The organism is Butyrivibrio hungatei NK4A153 (assembly GCF_000424465.1).
Taxonomy (GTDB): domain Bacteria; phylum Bacillota; class Clostridia; order Lachnospirales; family Lachnospiraceae; genus Butyrivibrio; species Butyrivibrio hungatei_A.
Genome location: NZ_KE384197.1, coordinates 75,475 through 91,813, shown reverse-complemented (window position 1 = coordinate 91,813; position 16,339 = coordinate 75,475). Strand labels below are relative to the sequence as shown.

Annotated in this window: 15 protein-coding genes; all 15 read left to right on the top strand. The window is 39.2% G+C overall.

What is annotated here, in order from left to right; translation table 11 throughout:
* The first annotated feature begins 12 nt into the window (after positions 1-12).
* The 15 genes from wecB (at position 13) to G628_RS0114345 (ending at position 16,326) form a co-directional block, all read left to right on the top strand.
* Positions 13-1,191 (top strand): non-hydrolyzing UDP-N-acetylglucosamine 2-epimerase, encoded by a 1,179-nt coding sequence (gene wecB, locus G628_RS0114415; RefSeq protein WP_027209427.1) that lies wholly within the window; start codon positions 13-15, stop codon positions 1,189-1,191.
* A 157-nt stretch (positions 1,192-1,348) separates the two neighbouring features.
* Positions 1,349-2,329, top strand: coding sequence for a hypothetical protein (locus G628_RS0114410; protein ID WP_027209426.1), 981 nt, complete (start codon positions 1,349-1,351; stop codon positions 2,327-2,329).
* Between the two features lie 81 nt (positions 2,330-2,410).
* Positions 2,411-2,653, top strand: a complete 243-nt coding sequence (locus G628_RS0114405; RefSeq protein ID WP_027209425.1) for a hypothetical protein — start codon at positions 2,411-2,413, stop codon at positions 2,651-2,653.
* Between the two features lie 198 nt (positions 2,654-2,851).
* The gene (locus G628_RS0114400) at positions 2,852-3,073 is read left to right on the top strand and encodes a DNA-binding protein (RefSeq protein WP_027209424.1); all 222 of its coding nucleotides are present in this window, start codon (positions 2,852-2,854) and stop codon (positions 3,071-3,073) included.
* Positions 3,074-3,075: 2 nt separating this feature from the next.
* The gene (locus G628_RS18320) at positions 3,076-3,948 is read left to right on the top strand and encodes a macro domain-containing protein (RefSeq protein ID WP_051199232.1); all 873 of its coding nucleotides are present in this window, start codon (positions 3,076-3,078) and stop codon (positions 3,946-3,948) included.
* Complete coding sequence (locus G628_RS0114390) at positions 3,938-4,966, top strand: DarT ssDNA thymidine ADP-ribosyltransferase family protein (protein ID WP_027209423.1); 1,029 nt, start codon at positions 3,938-3,940, stop codon at positions 4,964-4,966. Before G628_RS18320 ends, G628_RS0114390 begins: the two co-directional genes overlap by 11 nt.
* Positions 4,967-5,058: 92 nt before the next feature.
* Positions 5,059-6,180, top strand: coding sequence for a radical SAM protein (locus G628_RS17605; protein ID WP_034462065.1), 1,122 nt, complete (start codon positions 5,059-5,061; stop codon positions 6,178-6,180).
* 26 nt (positions 6,181-6,206) lie between these two features.
* Positions 6,207-7,640 (top strand): WecB/TagA/CpsF family glycosyltransferase, encoded by a 1,434-nt coding sequence (locus tag G628_RS19220; RefSeq protein WP_242827238.1) that lies wholly within the window; start codon positions 6,207-6,209, stop codon positions 7,638-7,640.
* Positions 7,641-7,654: 14 nt separating this feature from the next.
* Positions 7,655-9,301, top strand: coding sequence for an O-antigen ligase family protein (locus G628_RS0114375; protein ID WP_027209421.1), 1,647 nt, complete (start codon positions 7,655-7,657; stop codon positions 9,299-9,301).
* Positions 9,302-9,371: 70 nt separating this feature from the next.
* A complete protein-coding gene (locus G628_RS0114370; RefSeq protein WP_027209420.1) occupies positions 9,372-10,877 on the top strand; it encodes a sugar transferase in 1,506 nt (501 codons plus the stop codon).
* 10 nt (positions 10,878-10,887) lie between these two features.
* Positions 10,888-11,979 carry a GDP-mannose 4,6-dehydratase gene (locus G628_RS0114365; protein WP_027209419.1) on the top strand — a complete coding sequence of 364 codons (1,092 nt, stop codon included), beginning with the start codon at positions 10,888-10,890 and terminating at the stop codon, positions 11,977-11,979.
* A gap of 14 nt (positions 11,980-11,993) precedes the next feature.
* Complete coding sequence (locus G628_RS0114360) at positions 11,994-13,559, top strand: DUF6056 family protein (RefSeq protein WP_027209418.1); 1,566 nt, start codon at positions 11,994-11,996, stop codon at positions 13,557-13,559.
* A gap of 3 nt (positions 13,560-13,562) precedes the next feature.
* Complete coding sequence (locus G628_RS0114355) at positions 13,563-13,982, top strand: sugar 3,4-ketoisomerase (protein ID WP_026655823.1); 420 nt, start codon at positions 13,563-13,565, stop codon at positions 13,980-13,982.
* An 8-nt stretch (positions 13,983-13,990) separates the two neighbouring features.
* Positions 13,991-14,935 (top strand): glycosyltransferase family 2 protein, encoded by a 945-nt coding sequence (locus G628_RS0114350; RefSeq protein WP_027209417.1) that lies wholly within the window; start codon positions 13,991-13,993, stop codon positions 14,933-14,935.
* A 254-nt stretch (positions 14,936-15,189) separates the two neighbouring features.
* On the top strand, positions 15,190-16,326 hold the full coding sequence (locus tag G628_RS0114345; protein ID WP_027209416.1) for a DegT/DnrJ/EryC1/StrS family aminotransferase: 1,137 nt from the start codon (positions 15,190-15,192) through the stop codon (positions 16,324-16,326).
* The last annotated feature ends 13 nt before the right edge of the window (positions 16,327-16,339 follow it).

The following is a 16,339-nucleotide window of genomic DNA, read 5'->3' as shown; positions in this document are numbered from 1 at the left end:
TAGGTGAATTAAATGAGCTCATATAATTGGAAGAATAATGGCAAGATCAAACTTGCAATAATTGTAGGTACAAGGCCGGAAATCATAAGACTTGCGGCAGTGATCAATAAATGTCGTAAATATTTTGATACGCTTTTGGTACATACAGGTCAGAATTATGATTACAATCTGAATGGTGTTTTCTTTAAAGACCTGGGGCTTGCCGATCCCGAAGTATATCTTGAGGCTGTTGGAAATGACCTTGGAGAGACTATGGGAAATATTATTGCCAAGTCATATCAGTTTTTTGCAGAGGCTAAACCTGATGCTGTTCTGGTTCTTGGTGATACTAATTCCTGCCTGTCTGTTATAGGAGCAAAGCGCCTTCATATTCCTATTTTCCATATGGAAGCAGGAAACAGATGTAAGGATGAGTGTCTTCCTGAAGAAACCAATAGAAGAATTGTTGATATTATTTCTGATGTTAATCTTGCATATTCAGAGCATGCACGCAGATATCTTGCTGATTGCGGACTTCCAAAGGAGAGAACTTATGTAACGGGAAGCCCTATGGCAGAAGTATTGTCTGATAATCTTGATAAAATAAAGGCATCTGATATTCACACGAGACTTGGACTTGAAAAAGGAAAATATATCCTTCTCTCTGCACATAGAGAAGAGAATATTGATACTGAGCAGAATTTCCTTAGCTTGTTTAATGCTATAAATGCAATTGCTGATAAGTATGATATGCCAATCTTATATTCATGTCATCCTAGATCCAAAAAGCGCCTTGAGCAGATGAAAGCAGACGGTAAGTTCGAACTTGATTCCAGAGTTATACAGCATGAACCGTTGGGATTCCATGACTATAATTGTCTTCAGATGAATGCTTTTGCTGTAGTGTCAGACTCAGGCACTTTGCCGGAAGAATCATCATTCTACACATCAATTGGTCATCCGATTCCTGCCGTATGTATAAGAACTTCCACCGAGCGCCCCGAGGCTCTTGATAAAGGATGCTTTGTTATCTCAGGTATAGATGAACAGGGACTTGAGCAGTCGGTTGAACTTGCAGTTGAGATGGTTGAAACAGGTGATAACGGAATTCCGGTTCCTGATTATGTTGATACCAATGTGAGCACAAAGGTTGTGAAGATTATTCAGTCTTATGTAGGTATTATAAATAAGATGGTGTGGAGAAAGCAGTAATCCATGAGATTATTGAGAGGTTTTGGGCGTACAATAAAAGATATTGCAGAGCAGTTATAAATAATGGATCATGTCAAAAGTTTTGTTGAGATATTCCGCATATAGTTGACAATTAGATGGTCTTAAGAAAAAGAATTATTTGAGGAGTGTGTACGTGATGGAAAATTATAGGGATAATTTGGAACTGAATCTTAAAGATTTTTTTCATTATATATTTAAGTTTTGGAAGAAGATTGTTATATTTGCCGTAATTGGAACTTTGCTTGGTGTAGGATACAGTTTTATATGTGTTGATAATACAAAAGTGGAACCAGAGCTTTCGGATGAACCTGTATTAACTGATGTTGAATTACAGAGGGTTAATACTGCGGTTGAAGCTTATCAGACTTACCAAAAGATTTATGAGACAGTAAGGCAGGATATTAATGCTAATATAGATAAAATTGGTGCAAACGGTGAAATGGATAAGGATATTGCTGAAGCATTGAAATATAAGACTGAGGTGCTTGGTATGGCAACATCAGGGCAGTTTGGCTCGGAACAATCAGTTTATAGTTTGCTTAGTGAAGATGAAAAAAAAGTATATAATAAATTGATTGGAAGAGAAAAGAAAGAGGACAAACAAGTTCAAAGTGAAAATGAAAGCAATTTTACGGTAAGGAATTCTTTGGCTGGATTCATATTTGGCTCGTTTATAATGATGTTCATACTTGCTGTAAAATATCTTTTATCTCCAATGCTTAAGACAGAAGATGACTTGCGTACAGCATTTAAGCTTCCGATTCTGGGCTCTGTTGACAAGCAAAATGATGAAGGACTTGCAGTTATTTGCAGTAGTATCATGGCACTTGCAAATACAGGAAGGGCAAAGGATATTTTACTGTGTACATCATTGTCTCAAGGATGTACGCCGGATTATATTTCACGTATAAAAGTTTTTCTAAAAGAAAAAGAGGTTTCAGCCGATTCGGCGTTGAATATAATAAGTGATCCGGCTTCAATTGATAAAATATCCAGATATGATGGGATTGTTTTCTTTGAAAGCATCGGAGAATCAGTTTATGAGAACATTGCTAAAGAAATTGAGTTATCGGAGAATCTCGGATTAAAAATTCTTGGCGCTGTAGTAGTAAAATAAATGAAAAGCCCAGTGTCAAAGTCTTCATCAGAATCATGAAGAAGCTGCTGGCTCTGATCAGTATTTTGGGGACTTGTTTATTTGTACCAGCTTCTGCTGGGCAGTTATAATGATTCTCAGGCATATGAAAAGCTATATGAGAATTATCTTGATGCTGTTATAGATGCTGATAATAAAGGGGAAGCCGAGGTTGTACTTGTTGCGCCTGATTGGAATCCTATTTCAGAAGAGAATATAGATTATTATGAACTATTGGCAAAATATATGTCGTCAACTTTGTATAAGTATGGGATGACCGGTAAGCTTATGAAAATATCATTTTGACTCAGACTAAGCCTTCTTTGTCAAAATGGTATGGAAAAAGCAGAAGCAATAACACAAAAAGGAACTCAAATGATCTGAGTTCCTTTTTGTGTTATTGGGATACGTTTTAATATATATTTGAGTTGGTGATTGGAAATAAATACAAATGTTGAAGTAATAAATGTTTCTGTTTATACTTGTGGGTAAGGAGAAAGAAATATGAGCATTGATAAACAACTTAAAATACTTGCAATAAAAAATGATATAACTATATCTGAAATAGGTAGAAGGCTTGATAAGTCGCCACAGGCTTTTGGACAAAAGTGTAAAAGAGATAGTTTTACGGTTTCCGATTTGAGAGAAATTGCAATGGTGACAGGGTGTAAATTGGAGTGCGCATTTGTGTTGCCGGATGGTGAAAGAATTGAGTTGGGGGATTAAAGATGATCAGATATTTGGATGGAGATATATTTACCGGTCCTGCGCAGACAATAGTTAATACAGTGAACACGGTCGGTGTTATGGGAAAGGGTATTGCGCTTGAGTTTAAGAAGCGCTATCCTGCTATGTTTGAGAGCTATAAGCTTGCATGTGAAAAGAAACGACTAAAAACAGGGCGCTTGATGCTTTTCTATGAGGCTGATCACTGGGTACTGAATTTTCCAACAAAAGAACACTGGAGATCACCATCAAGGCTTGAATATATTGAGCAGGGGCTTATTAGGTTTACAAAAATTTATGCAGAGTATGGAATTACTTCAATCGCATTTCCTAAACTTGGATGTGGTAATGGAGAGCTTGATTGGAAAGATGTAAAGCCTCTTATGGAAAAATATCTTAAGGATTTACCGATTGATATCTATATCTATACGGGGGTGATTAAGGATGTTATACCGGAACACAAGAATCAGACTGATATTGTAAACTGGCTAAGACAGAATGCAAAAGATTTGTCATTTAACGGCCTATGTGATGATATTCGATATAACTGCTCTATAGTTCCATATTCTTTTGATTACGACGGAAGTACTATTAGCATTATATGGAATAATGGAATAGTCTTTTCACAGAATGGCAAAGAAGATCAGTTTTTATCTGAAGATGATCTCTTTGAATGTTGGGATTATATTCGTAATAAGGGAATAGTAAAAAGTGATGAAAAAGTCTTATGGAATTATTTTTATGGATTGATGTTTGCTTTGGGGTATCTTAGCAAGGTTGTTATTAATGATGACGATATGCAAGTGAATGGATATCAATTAAATTCCGGCCTTGGCAGATCTTACTCTTTGGAAGGAATAAACAATGTACAGTGAAATAATAAAAAAGAATTTTGACAGATCATATGTTAGATGGTGGCCGAGATATGCGTACCATTATACAGATATCAGTAATGCTGTTGGGATTTTAACGTCCGGTAGGATTTATAGCAGAATAAATGCCGGTAATTTGAAATTGATGAAAAATGATAATGCAAGCAGACAGGTGATTGACATGACGAGTCCGGAAATTACTTCGTATGTAAGATTTTATTTTCGGCCGTTAACACCAACACAGTTTCATAATGAAGGATTTAAACATTATAAACTCAGATATGATGGTGATACAAATGCAAATGTTCCTGTACCGGTGTTTCTTATTTTTGACCTCAATAAGTTGTTAAGTGATCCGAATACACAATTTTCAGGAATCAGTCAGGCGGGTTATGGTACAACGATGTATAATACTGTTTCTGATTTTGAAAAGTTGGATTTTGACAGAATTTACGGAGGGGGAGTTCCTTTAAAAGAGGATGTAGCATACAGACATGCAGAAATAGTTTGTCATGAGTATTATGAAATAGATAAATCTATTGTTGGCATAGCGTGTAGAAATGAAGTTGAGAAACAGACTTTGTGCAATATGCTTTGGGAGAAAAATCATCGTACTTTCTATAAGTATAAAGAAATGATAAAAGTAATGAAGGATGATATGTTTGAAAGCAATGGCTTGTTCATTTCTGATTGCGATTATCACGGGGATTCTCTGGGGATAAGATTTTCAAATACCAAAAGCAAGAGGGATTATTTACATAGAGCTATGAAACAAAATCCTGAAATAGATATTGATTCGTTACAAGTATCAATGAGGGTTGTGTTTGATTGGATGACTAGAAATGGTGGACTTTATCATCGAGAGATCACCCGAAGTATAGATTATAACGATACTCAAACAATAGTAGTATCTAAGATTCCGGTTATTCGTGGAGCCAAAGAGCTTTGGGTAAGAATTGATATTGAAGAGAAAAATATGAGTTTTTTGAAATATCAGCTTGGTGCAGGTGAGGTGTTGTAATTTATAATGCGTTCTATAGATTATGCATGACAAAGTTAAACATACACTGTAAGATAAAATGGTGAAATCATACTGAAACAAAGGTAATAAAAATGTCAAAGAAATTAAACGGAACGGTTATAGTTACATACAGATGCAATGCGCGTTGCAACATGTGCAACAGGTTCAAGGCGCCGTCGAGACCTGAGGATGAGATATCAATTGAGACGATAAAGAAGCTCCCGGAGATGTATTTTACAAATATTACAGGCGGAGAGCCTTTTATTCGTGAAGATATAAAGGATATAGTAAGAGAGCTTAGGAAAAAGAGTGACAGAATAGTTATATCGACCAATGGCTTTTTTACCGATAAGATAATTGACTTGTGCAAGGAGTTTCCCGATATCGGTATCCGCATTTCAATCGAGGGACTTGAGCAGACGAATAATGAGATCAGAGGACTTCCCGATGGCTTTAACAGAGGCTATACGACACTTAAGAAGCTCCGCGAGATGGGGATGAAGGACGTGGGATTCGGTATGACGGTGCAGGACAGGAACGCACCCGATCTTTGCGAGCTTTATAAGCTTTCCGATGAACTTGACATGGAGTTTGCGACAGCGTCACTTCATAACAGTTTTTATTTCGTTGAAGCCAAGAATATAATTAAGGACAGACCGATGGTTGCGCAGAATTTTGAAAATCTGGTCAATATGCTCCTTAAATCAAACAGCCCCAAGAAGTGGTTCAGAGCATACTTTAATCACGGGCTTATCAATTATATTTACGGGCAAAAGAGACTTCTTCCCTGCGATATGAGTTTTGATACATTCTTTATCGATCCCTACGGCGATGTTATGCCATGTAACGGAACAAAGGATAAAGAAGTTATGGGTAATCTGAATGATCAGACCTGGGATGAACTCTGGAACAGCGAGCAGGCTGAGCGTGTGAGAAAAGTTGTGAGATGTTGTGACAGGGACTGCTGGATGATAGGATCTGTTTCTCCCGCTATGCACAAATATATCTGGGTTCCCGCATGGTGGGTAATACGCCACAAGATCAAGGCGCTGTTTATGAAGAAGCCTTACTCAATGTATGAACTTAAAGTCGTGCGCGATTACAGGGATGGCAAGGTGTCCAAGGAGGAACTCGATAAGTGCAGTACTTGTGACTTTAATGCGGTTGCCAATAACGGACTTAAGGATTGCGGCGGATGTGGTTGCGATAAATAATAGCTTAGGAGATTCACACATATATAATGAATAATTATAAAAAACAAAGGTTTCCTGTAAAAAGAATATTTATTTTGGACGAGACAGCTCTTTTACTGTCCTGGTTTTCGGCATTCATAATAAGATATGGCGAGCTGGCGACAAAATGGTATGAAATGTTTGACGGACTGTACGTTTCGGTTGTTGTTATTTGCTGTATCTTACAGGTAATCGTGTTTTTGTTATATGACTGCAGAAAAGATCATATATTCTTGCAGGATCCGTTTGAGAACCTGATGTCGGTCCTTACAGGAAAATGTGCGATCATTATATTTTTATTGATGTATCTGTATGCCATGAAAAGCGACTCTTCAAGAATTGTTATAGGTTTGTTTTTTGCTCTTGGCATCTTTTATTCCTATATTATCAGGATGATATACAGGAAAAAGAACAAGGAAAGATTTCTTTCCATGGGAGACAGAAAGACTTTCAAAGTTACGCTTCCTGTTACGGATATTGTTGATATCATTGAGAAATATTATGTATCCGGCTGTGACGATATGCTGCTTATCGGAGCTGAAAAAAATGATGAGTCGGCAAAAGAGCTTCTGAAAGAGGCGGAAAGGCGCGGAATACGAACATATATTGCTCTTGACTTAAATAAGTATAATGTACGATCCGGAATAGTAACCGATGTAGATGACTATGCATCAATTCCTGCATCTGTGCGAAGCGAACGCTTTGATGTGTTTGGGATAAAATATGCGGTTGCAAGGACGGAAGAAGCAGTCTTTCATGTGTTTACTCATTTAGAAGAACTTTCGGGAAAATATATCTGTTTTTCCAATGTGCATACTTCTGTTATGGGAAGGGAGAATCCCGAGTACAAAGAGGTTCTTAACAGCTCGGCATTTACTTTTGCGGACGGTAATCCTATAGCAAAGCTTCAGCAAAAAGAAGGATATATCGGAGCTGAAAGAGTTGCGGGGCCTGATTTCATGGAGCATATGTTCAGAGATACGACGGATGGAAGCGTATCACATTATTTCTACGGATCGTCGGAAGAAACAATTAAGGAACTTCGCAAGAACCTTCTTGAAAGATATCCCGGGATAAATATTGCCGGAATGTATTCGCCTCCGTTCAGGGCTCTTTCCGAAGAGGAAGATAAAGCGGATATTGAGATGATAAATTCATCGGGGGCGGATATAGTCTGGATAGGACTTGGTGCGCCCAAGCAGGAAAAATGGATGCTTGCGCATAAGGATAAAATAAACGGCGTTATGATGGGCGTCGGTGCAGGCTTTGATTTCCACGGAGGAACAATTAAAAGAGCTCCTGTCTGGATCAGGAAGATTGGATTTGAATGGCTTTACAGACTTTTTCAGGATCCCGAGCGACTTTTTAAGCGCTACTTTGTGACCAACACAAAGTTTATTTGCTATTTGATAAAGGATTCTTTTAGCAAAAAGAAAAAATAATAAGGATAAAGTATATGACTGAATTAAAGATAAGAATGCAGAGAATGCTTTTGGCGTTACATGGCAAGGAAGAGATAGGGGAGAGGATATACTTACTTTTCTTTGCTATAGCGGTAGGATCGAGAGCTTTCGGATGGTATGACGGAATGTCGCAGATCAAGGCAGTTTTCGTTATATGTGCATTCTTATTTTTGTGTAAACTATTGGTTACAGGACACACTGCCAAGGAATATGCGGTTATTGGGGCACTTATGCTTGTTGCCGGACTTGTATATTATCATACGGGGCACAAAGGTCTTATAGAGTGTTTCATGATGATGCTCGGAATGAAAAAAGTTGAGGCCAAAAAAGTGATCGGATGTGGAGCGCTGGTTGCGGGGCCTCTTATTCTTTTCAGGATCTTTACGGGAGCATTTGGACTTGCGGCTGAGAAATACTATCCCCAGACAAGGGACGGAGCGGGAACAATGTTTAGGCATGCTTTCGGATACGCTCATCCCAACACACTTCATATGAACGCGATAATGCTCACAATGATGAGCATATATCTTGTTACGGTTTGGCTTAAGGGAAAAGAAAATGCAAAACGCCTTCTTTTCATGGCTTCGCTGGCGGGTGTTATGTTTAATCTGTACATCTTTCAGTACTCGGGCAGCAGGACGGGCGTGCTTGCATGCGTTCTTTATGTCGTGGTAAATTTCTATCTTTTTTCTGTAAAGAAAATGAGATTTTTTGAAAAAATCGTAAGTTATGCGGCATTTCCCGTAACGGCTTTTATTTCTATCGTGCTACCGCACATACTTCCCGATAAGCTCTTTGACTTTTTTAACGGCAAAATATTTAATACAAGATTTGCGCTCGCAAAATATTTTTGGAGTAATAATAGTTTATCGTTGTTTGGAACAAGGCTGATAAATCCTGATGAGAGTTACAGAACCTACGGGATTGATATGTCGCAGTTATATCTGTTTTTGCAGCTTGGAATAGTGGCTTTTGTTGTCATGTTTGTGCTCACGACATTTCTAATGAACAGGTGCATTGCAAATGACAGAAGAGCAGAGATTGCGATCATGATGGCAATGCTGTTTATAGGAATCTGGGAACCTCTTTTGTATAATCTTTCTGCAAAAAATTTCACATATGTGTTCATGGGAAGTGCGATATATGAATTCTTAAGCTGTATCGAAGTGGCTGAAAACGAAGGTGCCGCAAATGAAAGAGCTTTTGGTGGGGAAGAGGTCGGTAAGAATGAGGATGATCGTGTAAACGGAGGTGTGACTGACAAAGCTTATGTCGTAGCTTTGATAAAACGTATCGCGATAGGGGCTTTGGCAGGAGCTGCTATGGCGGTTATCTATGTTGCGCTTACCAATGAACCCACTGCTTTATATGGCGCAAGAGAAAGAGATGAAAGCAATAAGAGTCTTGGCATGACGCCGGAGTATTATACATCTGAAGAGATAGATGATTTCAGGAAAAAAGGCGATATTGTTCTTGACTATGCGGGCGAAGATAAGCCTATGTACAAATATGATGAGACGCTTGCTGTGGGAGAGTACAGGAAGAAGATCATGAGTGTCGGCGTCTGGACGGGGATAGCTGTTTTTTCTGCATATTGCGGAGTTGGAGCGGTTCGAAAGAAAAAAGACAATATTGGGTGATACGCCTTAGCATGAGCGAGAGAACATAAAATAGGGTGATTATTGCGAAATCATGCTATAATGGTTCAGTATGAGTAATAAAAATAAAACATTTCAAACGTACATGCTTTGGCTGATAGATATGGCATGTATCATAATTTCATATGCATTTGCCACATGGCTTAGATACAGTGATTATATGTTGCATGTATTTTGGAGCAGATTCCCAAATATAGAGGGGTACGGAGATGAGACAGAACATCGTCTTGTATGTGTTGTCTTTCTTCTGTTTTGTGTTGTCTATTCTTTTCTTGCTGACTGGAACAGGGATTTTGCAGTAAGAGGATATATCAGGGAGTTCTTTTCCATTGTAAGATTTATAACTGTAATGTTGGTGGCATCTTCTGTTGTTATATTCTTATTTAACTGGGGAAAGAGTGTATCGAGACTTTTTGTTGTCATATTCGTATTTTTAGATATTCTTCTGACTTATTTTGCGCGAATAATCTTTAAGGATATATTTAGGAAATACATTTCGAGTGATAACAATGCGGTTCGTGTGGTTGTCGTAGCCGAGAGGAATCTTATGGAAGATACCGTCCGCAAATTGATCGGTAATGCCGGTAATCTTGGCTATAAGATTGTAAGAGCTTATGCAGCGGATGCAAAAGAGGAGAGCACGGGCGGTATAAGTAAAGAAAAAGCAGATACGCAGAAATCATCAAGTGATCCGTGGTACATAGACGGTATACATGTCCATGACGGAATAAATAATCTGACATCGCGTCTTATAACGGATCCCTTCGATGAAGTATTTATAAATACTCCCAATATTCCGCAGAAGGATATGAAAGATATCATTCAGGGATTTGAGGAGATGGGAATCACAACTCACTATAATCTGGAGCTCCCGGGATTTGGCAAGGCCAATACGCAGTTTGATGATTTCCTCGATTACTCGGTTCTTACGTATTCGATGAACAGAACAAGTTATAAGCGTCTCTTTATAAAGAGAGGACTTGATATACTCGGTGGCATCGTAGGACTTATCATTACAGGCATCGTGACACTTTTTCTTGCACCTGCGATAATGATCGACTCAAAGGGACCTGTTTTCTTTTCCCAGACAAGAATAGGGAAGAACGGAAGGCGTTTCAAGATATATAAGTTTAGGTCAATGTATATAGATGCCGAGGAGCGCAAGAAGGAACTTGCCGATAAGAACGAGATGAGCGGACTTATGTTCAAGATGAAGGATGACCCCAGAATTACCAAGGTCGGTGCCTTTATCAGAAAGACAAGCCTTGATGAGCTTCCACAGTTTCTTAATATCTTAAAGGGTGAGATGAGTCTCGTGGGAACAAGACCGCCTACGGAAGAAGAATTTAAGAATTATAACGAGCATTACAGAAGAAGGCTTTCCATGACTCCGGGGCTTACCGGACTTTGGCAGATAAGCGGAAGAAGTGATATCACTGACTTCGATGAAGTGGTTAAGCTTGATCTTGAGTATATTGATAATTGGAGCCTTACTGAGGATATCAGGATAATTTTGAAGACTGTTTATGTCGTGCTCTTTGGAAGAGGAGCCGAATAAGAGGTTAAAAATGTTAGCAAGTAATATAGATCTTAGCGGAAAAAGAGTTTTTGTAACGGGAGCAGCCGGTTTTATCGGATCGAATCTCGTGCTTGAACTTATAAGAAAATATAAAGATACAGGTATTTCTATTCTTGGAATAGACAATATGAACGATTACTACGATGTAGGGATCAAAGAGGACAGACTTAAGAAGATTGATGAACTTACAGGCGGGGATTCTAAGTCTTTTACACTTGTAAGAGGCAGCATTTCAGACAGAAGTGTTATCGATAAGATCTTTAAAGAGTTTAAACCTGAAGTTGTCGTAAATCTTGCGGCTCAGGCGGGTGTCAGATATTCGATTGAAAATCCCGATGCGTATATCGATTCCAATATTATCGGATTCTACAATATTCTTGAAGCGTGCAGACATTCCTATGATGAGGATGTAACAGATGACTCATATAAAGGCGTTCTTCATCTTGTATATGCTTCAAGCTCAAGCGTTTACGGAAGCAACAAGAAGATTCCTTACAGCGTTGAGGATCAGGTTGACAACCCGGTATCTCTTTATGCTGCGACTAAAAAATCAAATGAGCTTCTTGCCCACGCTTATTCAAAGCTGTACGGAATTCCTTCAACGGGACTTAGATTTTTTACGGTTTACGGACCTGCCGGAAGACCGGACATGGCTTATTTTGGATTTACTAACAAGCTTGTCAAGGGAGAGACCATCAAGATCTTTAACTTCGGTAAGTGTAAAAGAGATTTCACATATGTTGACGACATCGTTGAAGGTATCGTGAACGTTATGAAGAAGTCTCCCGATGAAAATGAGAACGGTGTAAAGTATAAAGTTTATAACATTGGGAACAACGATCCCGTCAATCTTTTGGACTTCGTCGATATCCTTCAAAAAGAACTTATATCTGCGGGAGTTCTTCCAAGTGATTATGATTTCGAGGCACACAAAGAGCTTGTACCTATGCAGCCGGGCGACGTTGAGATTACATATGCCGATGTGACGGCTCTTGAAAATGATTTTGGATTTAAGCCTTCTACTTCGCTTACGGAGGGACTTAGGAAATTCGCAAAGTGGTATAAAGAGTACTACGGCTAAGGAGTATAACGTAGATGTTTGAATACAAACTTCCTGTTTGGAAAAAAGAGATATCCGCAAAAAAGTTAAGCATCTTTTTTACGGTTGCGTATATTTTGTGTGTGGTTCCCATGCTGATTATGGCGTTCTATAACTTTCCCAGTGCAGATGATTTTTCTATGCCGAATTGGCCGCATCGTTGCTTTGTAGAAACGGGAAATGTATTTTTGTCCATAATAAAAGCCGTTGAGAAGGCCGGTTATGTATATCAGGTTGATGAAGGGTATTTTTTCTCAATTTTATTGACAACACTTGCTCCTGCGGCATATGGTGAACAGTTTTATTTTATCGGAACTTTTTTGGTTCTGGGAATGCTGACATTCGGAGTGTGCTTTTTTTTCGATGCTCTTTTTGTAAAAGTATTTAAGGCAGATAAATATCTTGCTAATACGGCGGCGATGATAACGCTTATTATGTGCACTCAGTTCATTGGCGATACTGAAACCAGAGTCGAGGCTTTTTACTGGTACAGTGGTGCAATAAATTACACGTTTACTTTCGGAATGGCATTTTTCTGGTTAGGGCTTCTGATCGGATGCGTATATGATGAAGATGCCGGGAAGAGAAAGCGCATGTTTATATGGGCGTGCATTTGGGGTGTTTGCATGGGGGGAGCAAATTTCATGACTGCTCTCGAGCTTGCGATATGTTCCGTGCTTCTTTTGATAATAATTTTTTTGGAAAAAAAGAATGTTATAAAATTATATGATGCAGATGACAGAATGAGTAAGAGCTTTAGGCAGCTGTATATTCCTGCAATATGTAATCTTGTCGGTTTTGTAATACTTTTGATCGCGCCCGGTAATTACGTGAGAAAGGAAAGTACCAATGGATATCCGCCGGTGAAGGCAGTGCTCATATCGCTATATTCAACGTTTGATGTTATTATTAATAAAATGATGAGGTGGGAAACATTGGTGTTCCTGCTCTTATTGGTTCCCATATTTTGGAAGATGGGAAAAAACATCAAATACAGATTCAGGCATCCTTTTGTATTTACGGTTTTTGCTTATGCAATGATATCGGCTAATATGACACCGGTGTATTTTGGAACGGGTGATATGGGATCCGGAAGAGTGCGTGCGCTTCCGTGGATGGAATTTGTAATACTTGCGGCTCTAAATATTTTTTATGTTACAATCTGGATAAGGCAGTATCTTGAGGAAAATTACGGCCTGAAGTCAAAAGGTTCTGAGGATGATTTTTCCGGAGCTTCAGTGTCTGTTGTTATGACATTGCTGCTTCTTTTTGTATTCGGATCGGTTCTTTGTATTAAGCCTGATTATCATTATTATTCGGTGACATCATGCCTATATGATCTTGTATCCGGGACAGCTGCGGGATATAAGGCTGAGAACAAAGAAAGACTTAAAGTGTTGCATGATTCTTCGATAAAGAAAGTTGTTTTTAAAGAACATCAATATAAACCTGAGATACTGTATCATTTCGATATAGGGGATGGTCCTGTAGATTGGGCATATAGTTTTACACTGGGGTATTACGACAAAGACGAAATTGTAATTGAGAAGATAGAAAGGTAAAAAATGAGAAGTGACTTTGACGAGAACTATAAAGTTCTTGAATTTAAAGAGTTCGGAGATGAGAAGGGAAACCTTGTAGTTGCCGAAGGGTCGGGCTTTGACATTCCTTTTGATATCAGAAGGGTTTTCTATATATACGGATCTGAGAGGGATATCAAGAGAGGCAATCACGCCAACAGATATACCAGGTTTGTGCTTATAAACGTAAGCGGAAGCAGTAAGGTTCTTATCGATGACGGCAAGAAGAGAGAAGTTGTGGCTCTCGATAAGCCCAGAATGGGGCTTTATCTGGGACCAATGGTGTGGAAGGAAATGTATGATTTTTCACCCGATTCGGTTCTTCTTTGCCTTGCAAGCGAACATTACATCGAGAGCGAGTACATTCGCGACTATGATGAATTTATAAAAGAAATTAATGGGTAAAAGATATTATGAGTAAACTTTCTATTGTTATTCCGGTTTATTACAACTCGGATACACTGGAGCTTTTATATGACGATCTCAAAGAAAAAGTTCTCGGTAAGCTTGAGGAATATGAGATAGTTTTTGTTGATGACGGATCGGGAGACAATTCCTGGGAAATCATCAACAAGATTGCCGCTATGGATAAAAATGTCATAGCTACAAAGCTTTCAAGAAACTTTGGGGAGCATGCGGCGCTTCTTGCGGGACTTTCCGTTTGTACAGGTGACTGCGCCGTTACCAAGCAGGCCGATCTTCAGGAAGATTCAACGCTTATCCTTGAGATGTACGAGAGCTGGAAACGCGGCAATAAGGTAGTTCTGGCTATCAGAGGCTCAAGAGATGAGAACGCCGTTAAGAAGTTTTTTGCAGGCTGCTATTATTGGCTTGTAAGAAAGACTATCAACAAAGACATGCCTCAGGGCGGATGCGACTGCTATCTTGTAGACAGACAGGTAATCAAGGTGCTTGAGATGATGGATGAAAAAAATTCATCTCTTACACTTCAGGTTATGTGGGTAGGCTTTAAGACAGAGAAAATTTATTTCCATAGAAAAGACAGAGAAGTCGGCAAATCCCGCTGGACCCTCGGAAAGAAAATCAAGCTCGTTGTGGATTCAATGATGAGCTTCTCATATTTCCCAATCAGATGCATGGCGACGGTAGGTTTTGTATTTGCGTTGTTATCGCTGATAGGTATCATACTTACCATAAAAGAAAAGCTTACAACAGGAACCCCGATACTTGGATACGCATCTCTTATGAGCGTTGTCCTTTTCGGATTCGGACTTATTTTTATCATGCTCTCAATGCTTGGTGAATACATCTGGCGTACACTTGAGGAATCACGTAAACGCCCTCCGTTCATCATCGACGAAGTACACCGCTCACAAGACGATAAGGGTGAGAAGTGATTTTTGCGCATGAAAAAATTAAGAACAAATGGAATGTAGTTACTAAGTGAATATGTTGAAACCATATATATGTAAATATTTGCACGAGTTGATGATTTCCAAGATGAAATATCAGAAAAAAAGTCGAATGCTTTGAATGACCATGAAATGAGACTTTTTTTCTGATATGAATCTATGGAAATCACAACGAGGAAACATTTACATATATATGGTTTCAATATTTGAACTCAGTAACGGAAAGGCACCATCAAAGTATGGAAAAAATCATGCAGGGCCGTATGGACCGCGGATATTTCAGATATCAGAAAGAATATGAGGAGAAGGCTCTCGAGGTTCTTCGCTCGGGATGGTACATCCTTGGAAAAGAAGTCGAGAAATTCGAGGAAGAGTTTGCTTCTTATGTAGGAACGAAGCATTCGGTAGGAGTTGCAAACGGACTTGATGCTCTCTGGCTTGCCTTTAGAGTACTTGGAATCGGCAAGGGCGATGAAGTCATTGTTCAAGGCAACACCTACATCGCAAGCGTAATGGGAATAACCATAAATGACGCGACACCTGTATTTGTTGAGCCTGATGAATACTATCAGATAGATGCAGATAAGATTGAAGAGAAGATAACGGACAAGACTAAGGCAATCCTCGTTGTCCATCTCTACGGTCATGCCGCAAACATGGACAAGATCTGTGCTATCTGCAAGAAACACAACTTAAAGCTTGTTGAAGACTGTGCACAGTCTCACGGAGCAAAATATAACGGCAAGATGACGGGATCTTTTGGTGACATCGGATGCTTTTCTTTTTACCCGTCCAAAAACATGGGGGCTTACGGAGATGCAGGCGCTATAACCACTGACGATCCGGAGCTTGCAAGACTTGTTAAAATATACAGAAACTACGGAAGTGAGAAGCGCTACTACAATATGGTGGTCGGTGCAAATTCAAGGCTTGATGAACTTCAGGCTGGACTTCTTAGGGTTAAGCTTACTCACATGGACGAGATAACAAAAGAAAGAGAAGAACTTGCGAACTACTACACAGTAGGAATTGATAATAAGAAGGTGATAAAGCCGTCTGTTGCCGATAATGCAACCTGTGTATGGCATCAGTTTGTACTTAGAGTTCCGACGGAAGGTGCCGGAGAAAACGGTAAGGAAGCATCTTCGGAGCGCGACAGATTAAGACAATATCTTGAAGATAATGGCATCATGACTTTGATCCATTATCCGATCCCGCCTCACATGGCACAGGCGTATGAATATCTGGGTGTGCCCGCGGGAAGTCTTCCGATCACTGAGCGCTTTGCTTCGGAAGTAATATCGCTTCCGATGTATACGGGACTTACAAGAGATGAGCAGGACAGAGTTATCGCCTGCGTAAATTCTTTTAAATGACGGAGAATAATAT

Bases quoted from the DNA above. Each gene is read 5' to 3' on its own strand.
- wecB (WP_027209427.1), top strand. From the start codon at position 13: ATGAGCTCATATAATTGGAAGAATAATGGCAAGATCAAACTTGCAATA.
- G628_RS0114410 (WP_027209426.1), top strand. From the start codon at position 1,349: ATGGAAAATTATAGGGATAATTTGGAACTGAATCTTAAAGATTTTTTT.
- G628_RS0114400 (WP_027209424.1), top strand. From the start codon at position 2,852: ATGAGCATTGATAAACAACTTAAAATACTTGCAATAAAAAATGATATA.
- G628_RS18320 (WP_051199232.1), top strand. From the start codon at position 3,076: ATGATCAGATATTTGGATGGAGATATATTTACCGGTCCTGCGCAGACA.
- G628_RS0114390 (WP_027209423.1), top strand. From the start codon at position 3,938: ATGTACAGTGAAATAATAAAAAAGAATTTTGACAGATCATATGTTAGA.
- G628_RS17605 (WP_034462065.1), top strand. From the start codon at position 5,059: ATGTCAAAGAAATTAAACGGAACGGTTATAGTTACATACAGATGCAAT.
- G628_RS19220 (WP_242827238.1), top strand. From the start codon at position 6,207: ATGAATAATTATAAAAAACAAAGGTTTCCTGTAAAAAGAATATTTATT.
- G628_RS0114375 (WP_027209421.1), top strand. From the start codon at position 7,655: ATGACTGAATTAAAGATAAGAATGCAGAGAATGCTTTTGGCGTTACAT.
- G628_RS0114370 (WP_027209420.1), top strand. From the start codon at position 9,372: ATGAGTAATAAAAATAAAACATTTCAAACGTACATGCTTTGGCTGATA.
- G628_RS0114365 (WP_027209419.1), top strand. From the start codon at position 10,888: ATGTTAGCAAGTAATATAGATCTTAGCGGAAAAAGAGTTTTTGTAACG.
- G628_RS0114360 (WP_027209418.1), top strand. From the start codon at position 11,994: ATGTTTGAATACAAACTTCCTGTTTGGAAAAAAGAGATATCCGCAAAA.
- G628_RS0114355 (WP_026655823.1), top strand. From the start codon at position 13,563: ATGAGAAGTGACTTTGACGAGAACTATAAAGTTCTTGAATTTAAAGAG.
- G628_RS0114350 (WP_027209417.1), top strand. From the start codon at position 13,991: ATGAGTAAACTTTCTATTGTTATTCCGGTTTATTACAACTCGGATACA.
- G628_RS0114345 (WP_027209416.1), top strand. From the start codon at position 15,190: ATGGAAAAAATCATGCAGGGCCGTATGGACCGCGGATATTTCAGATAT.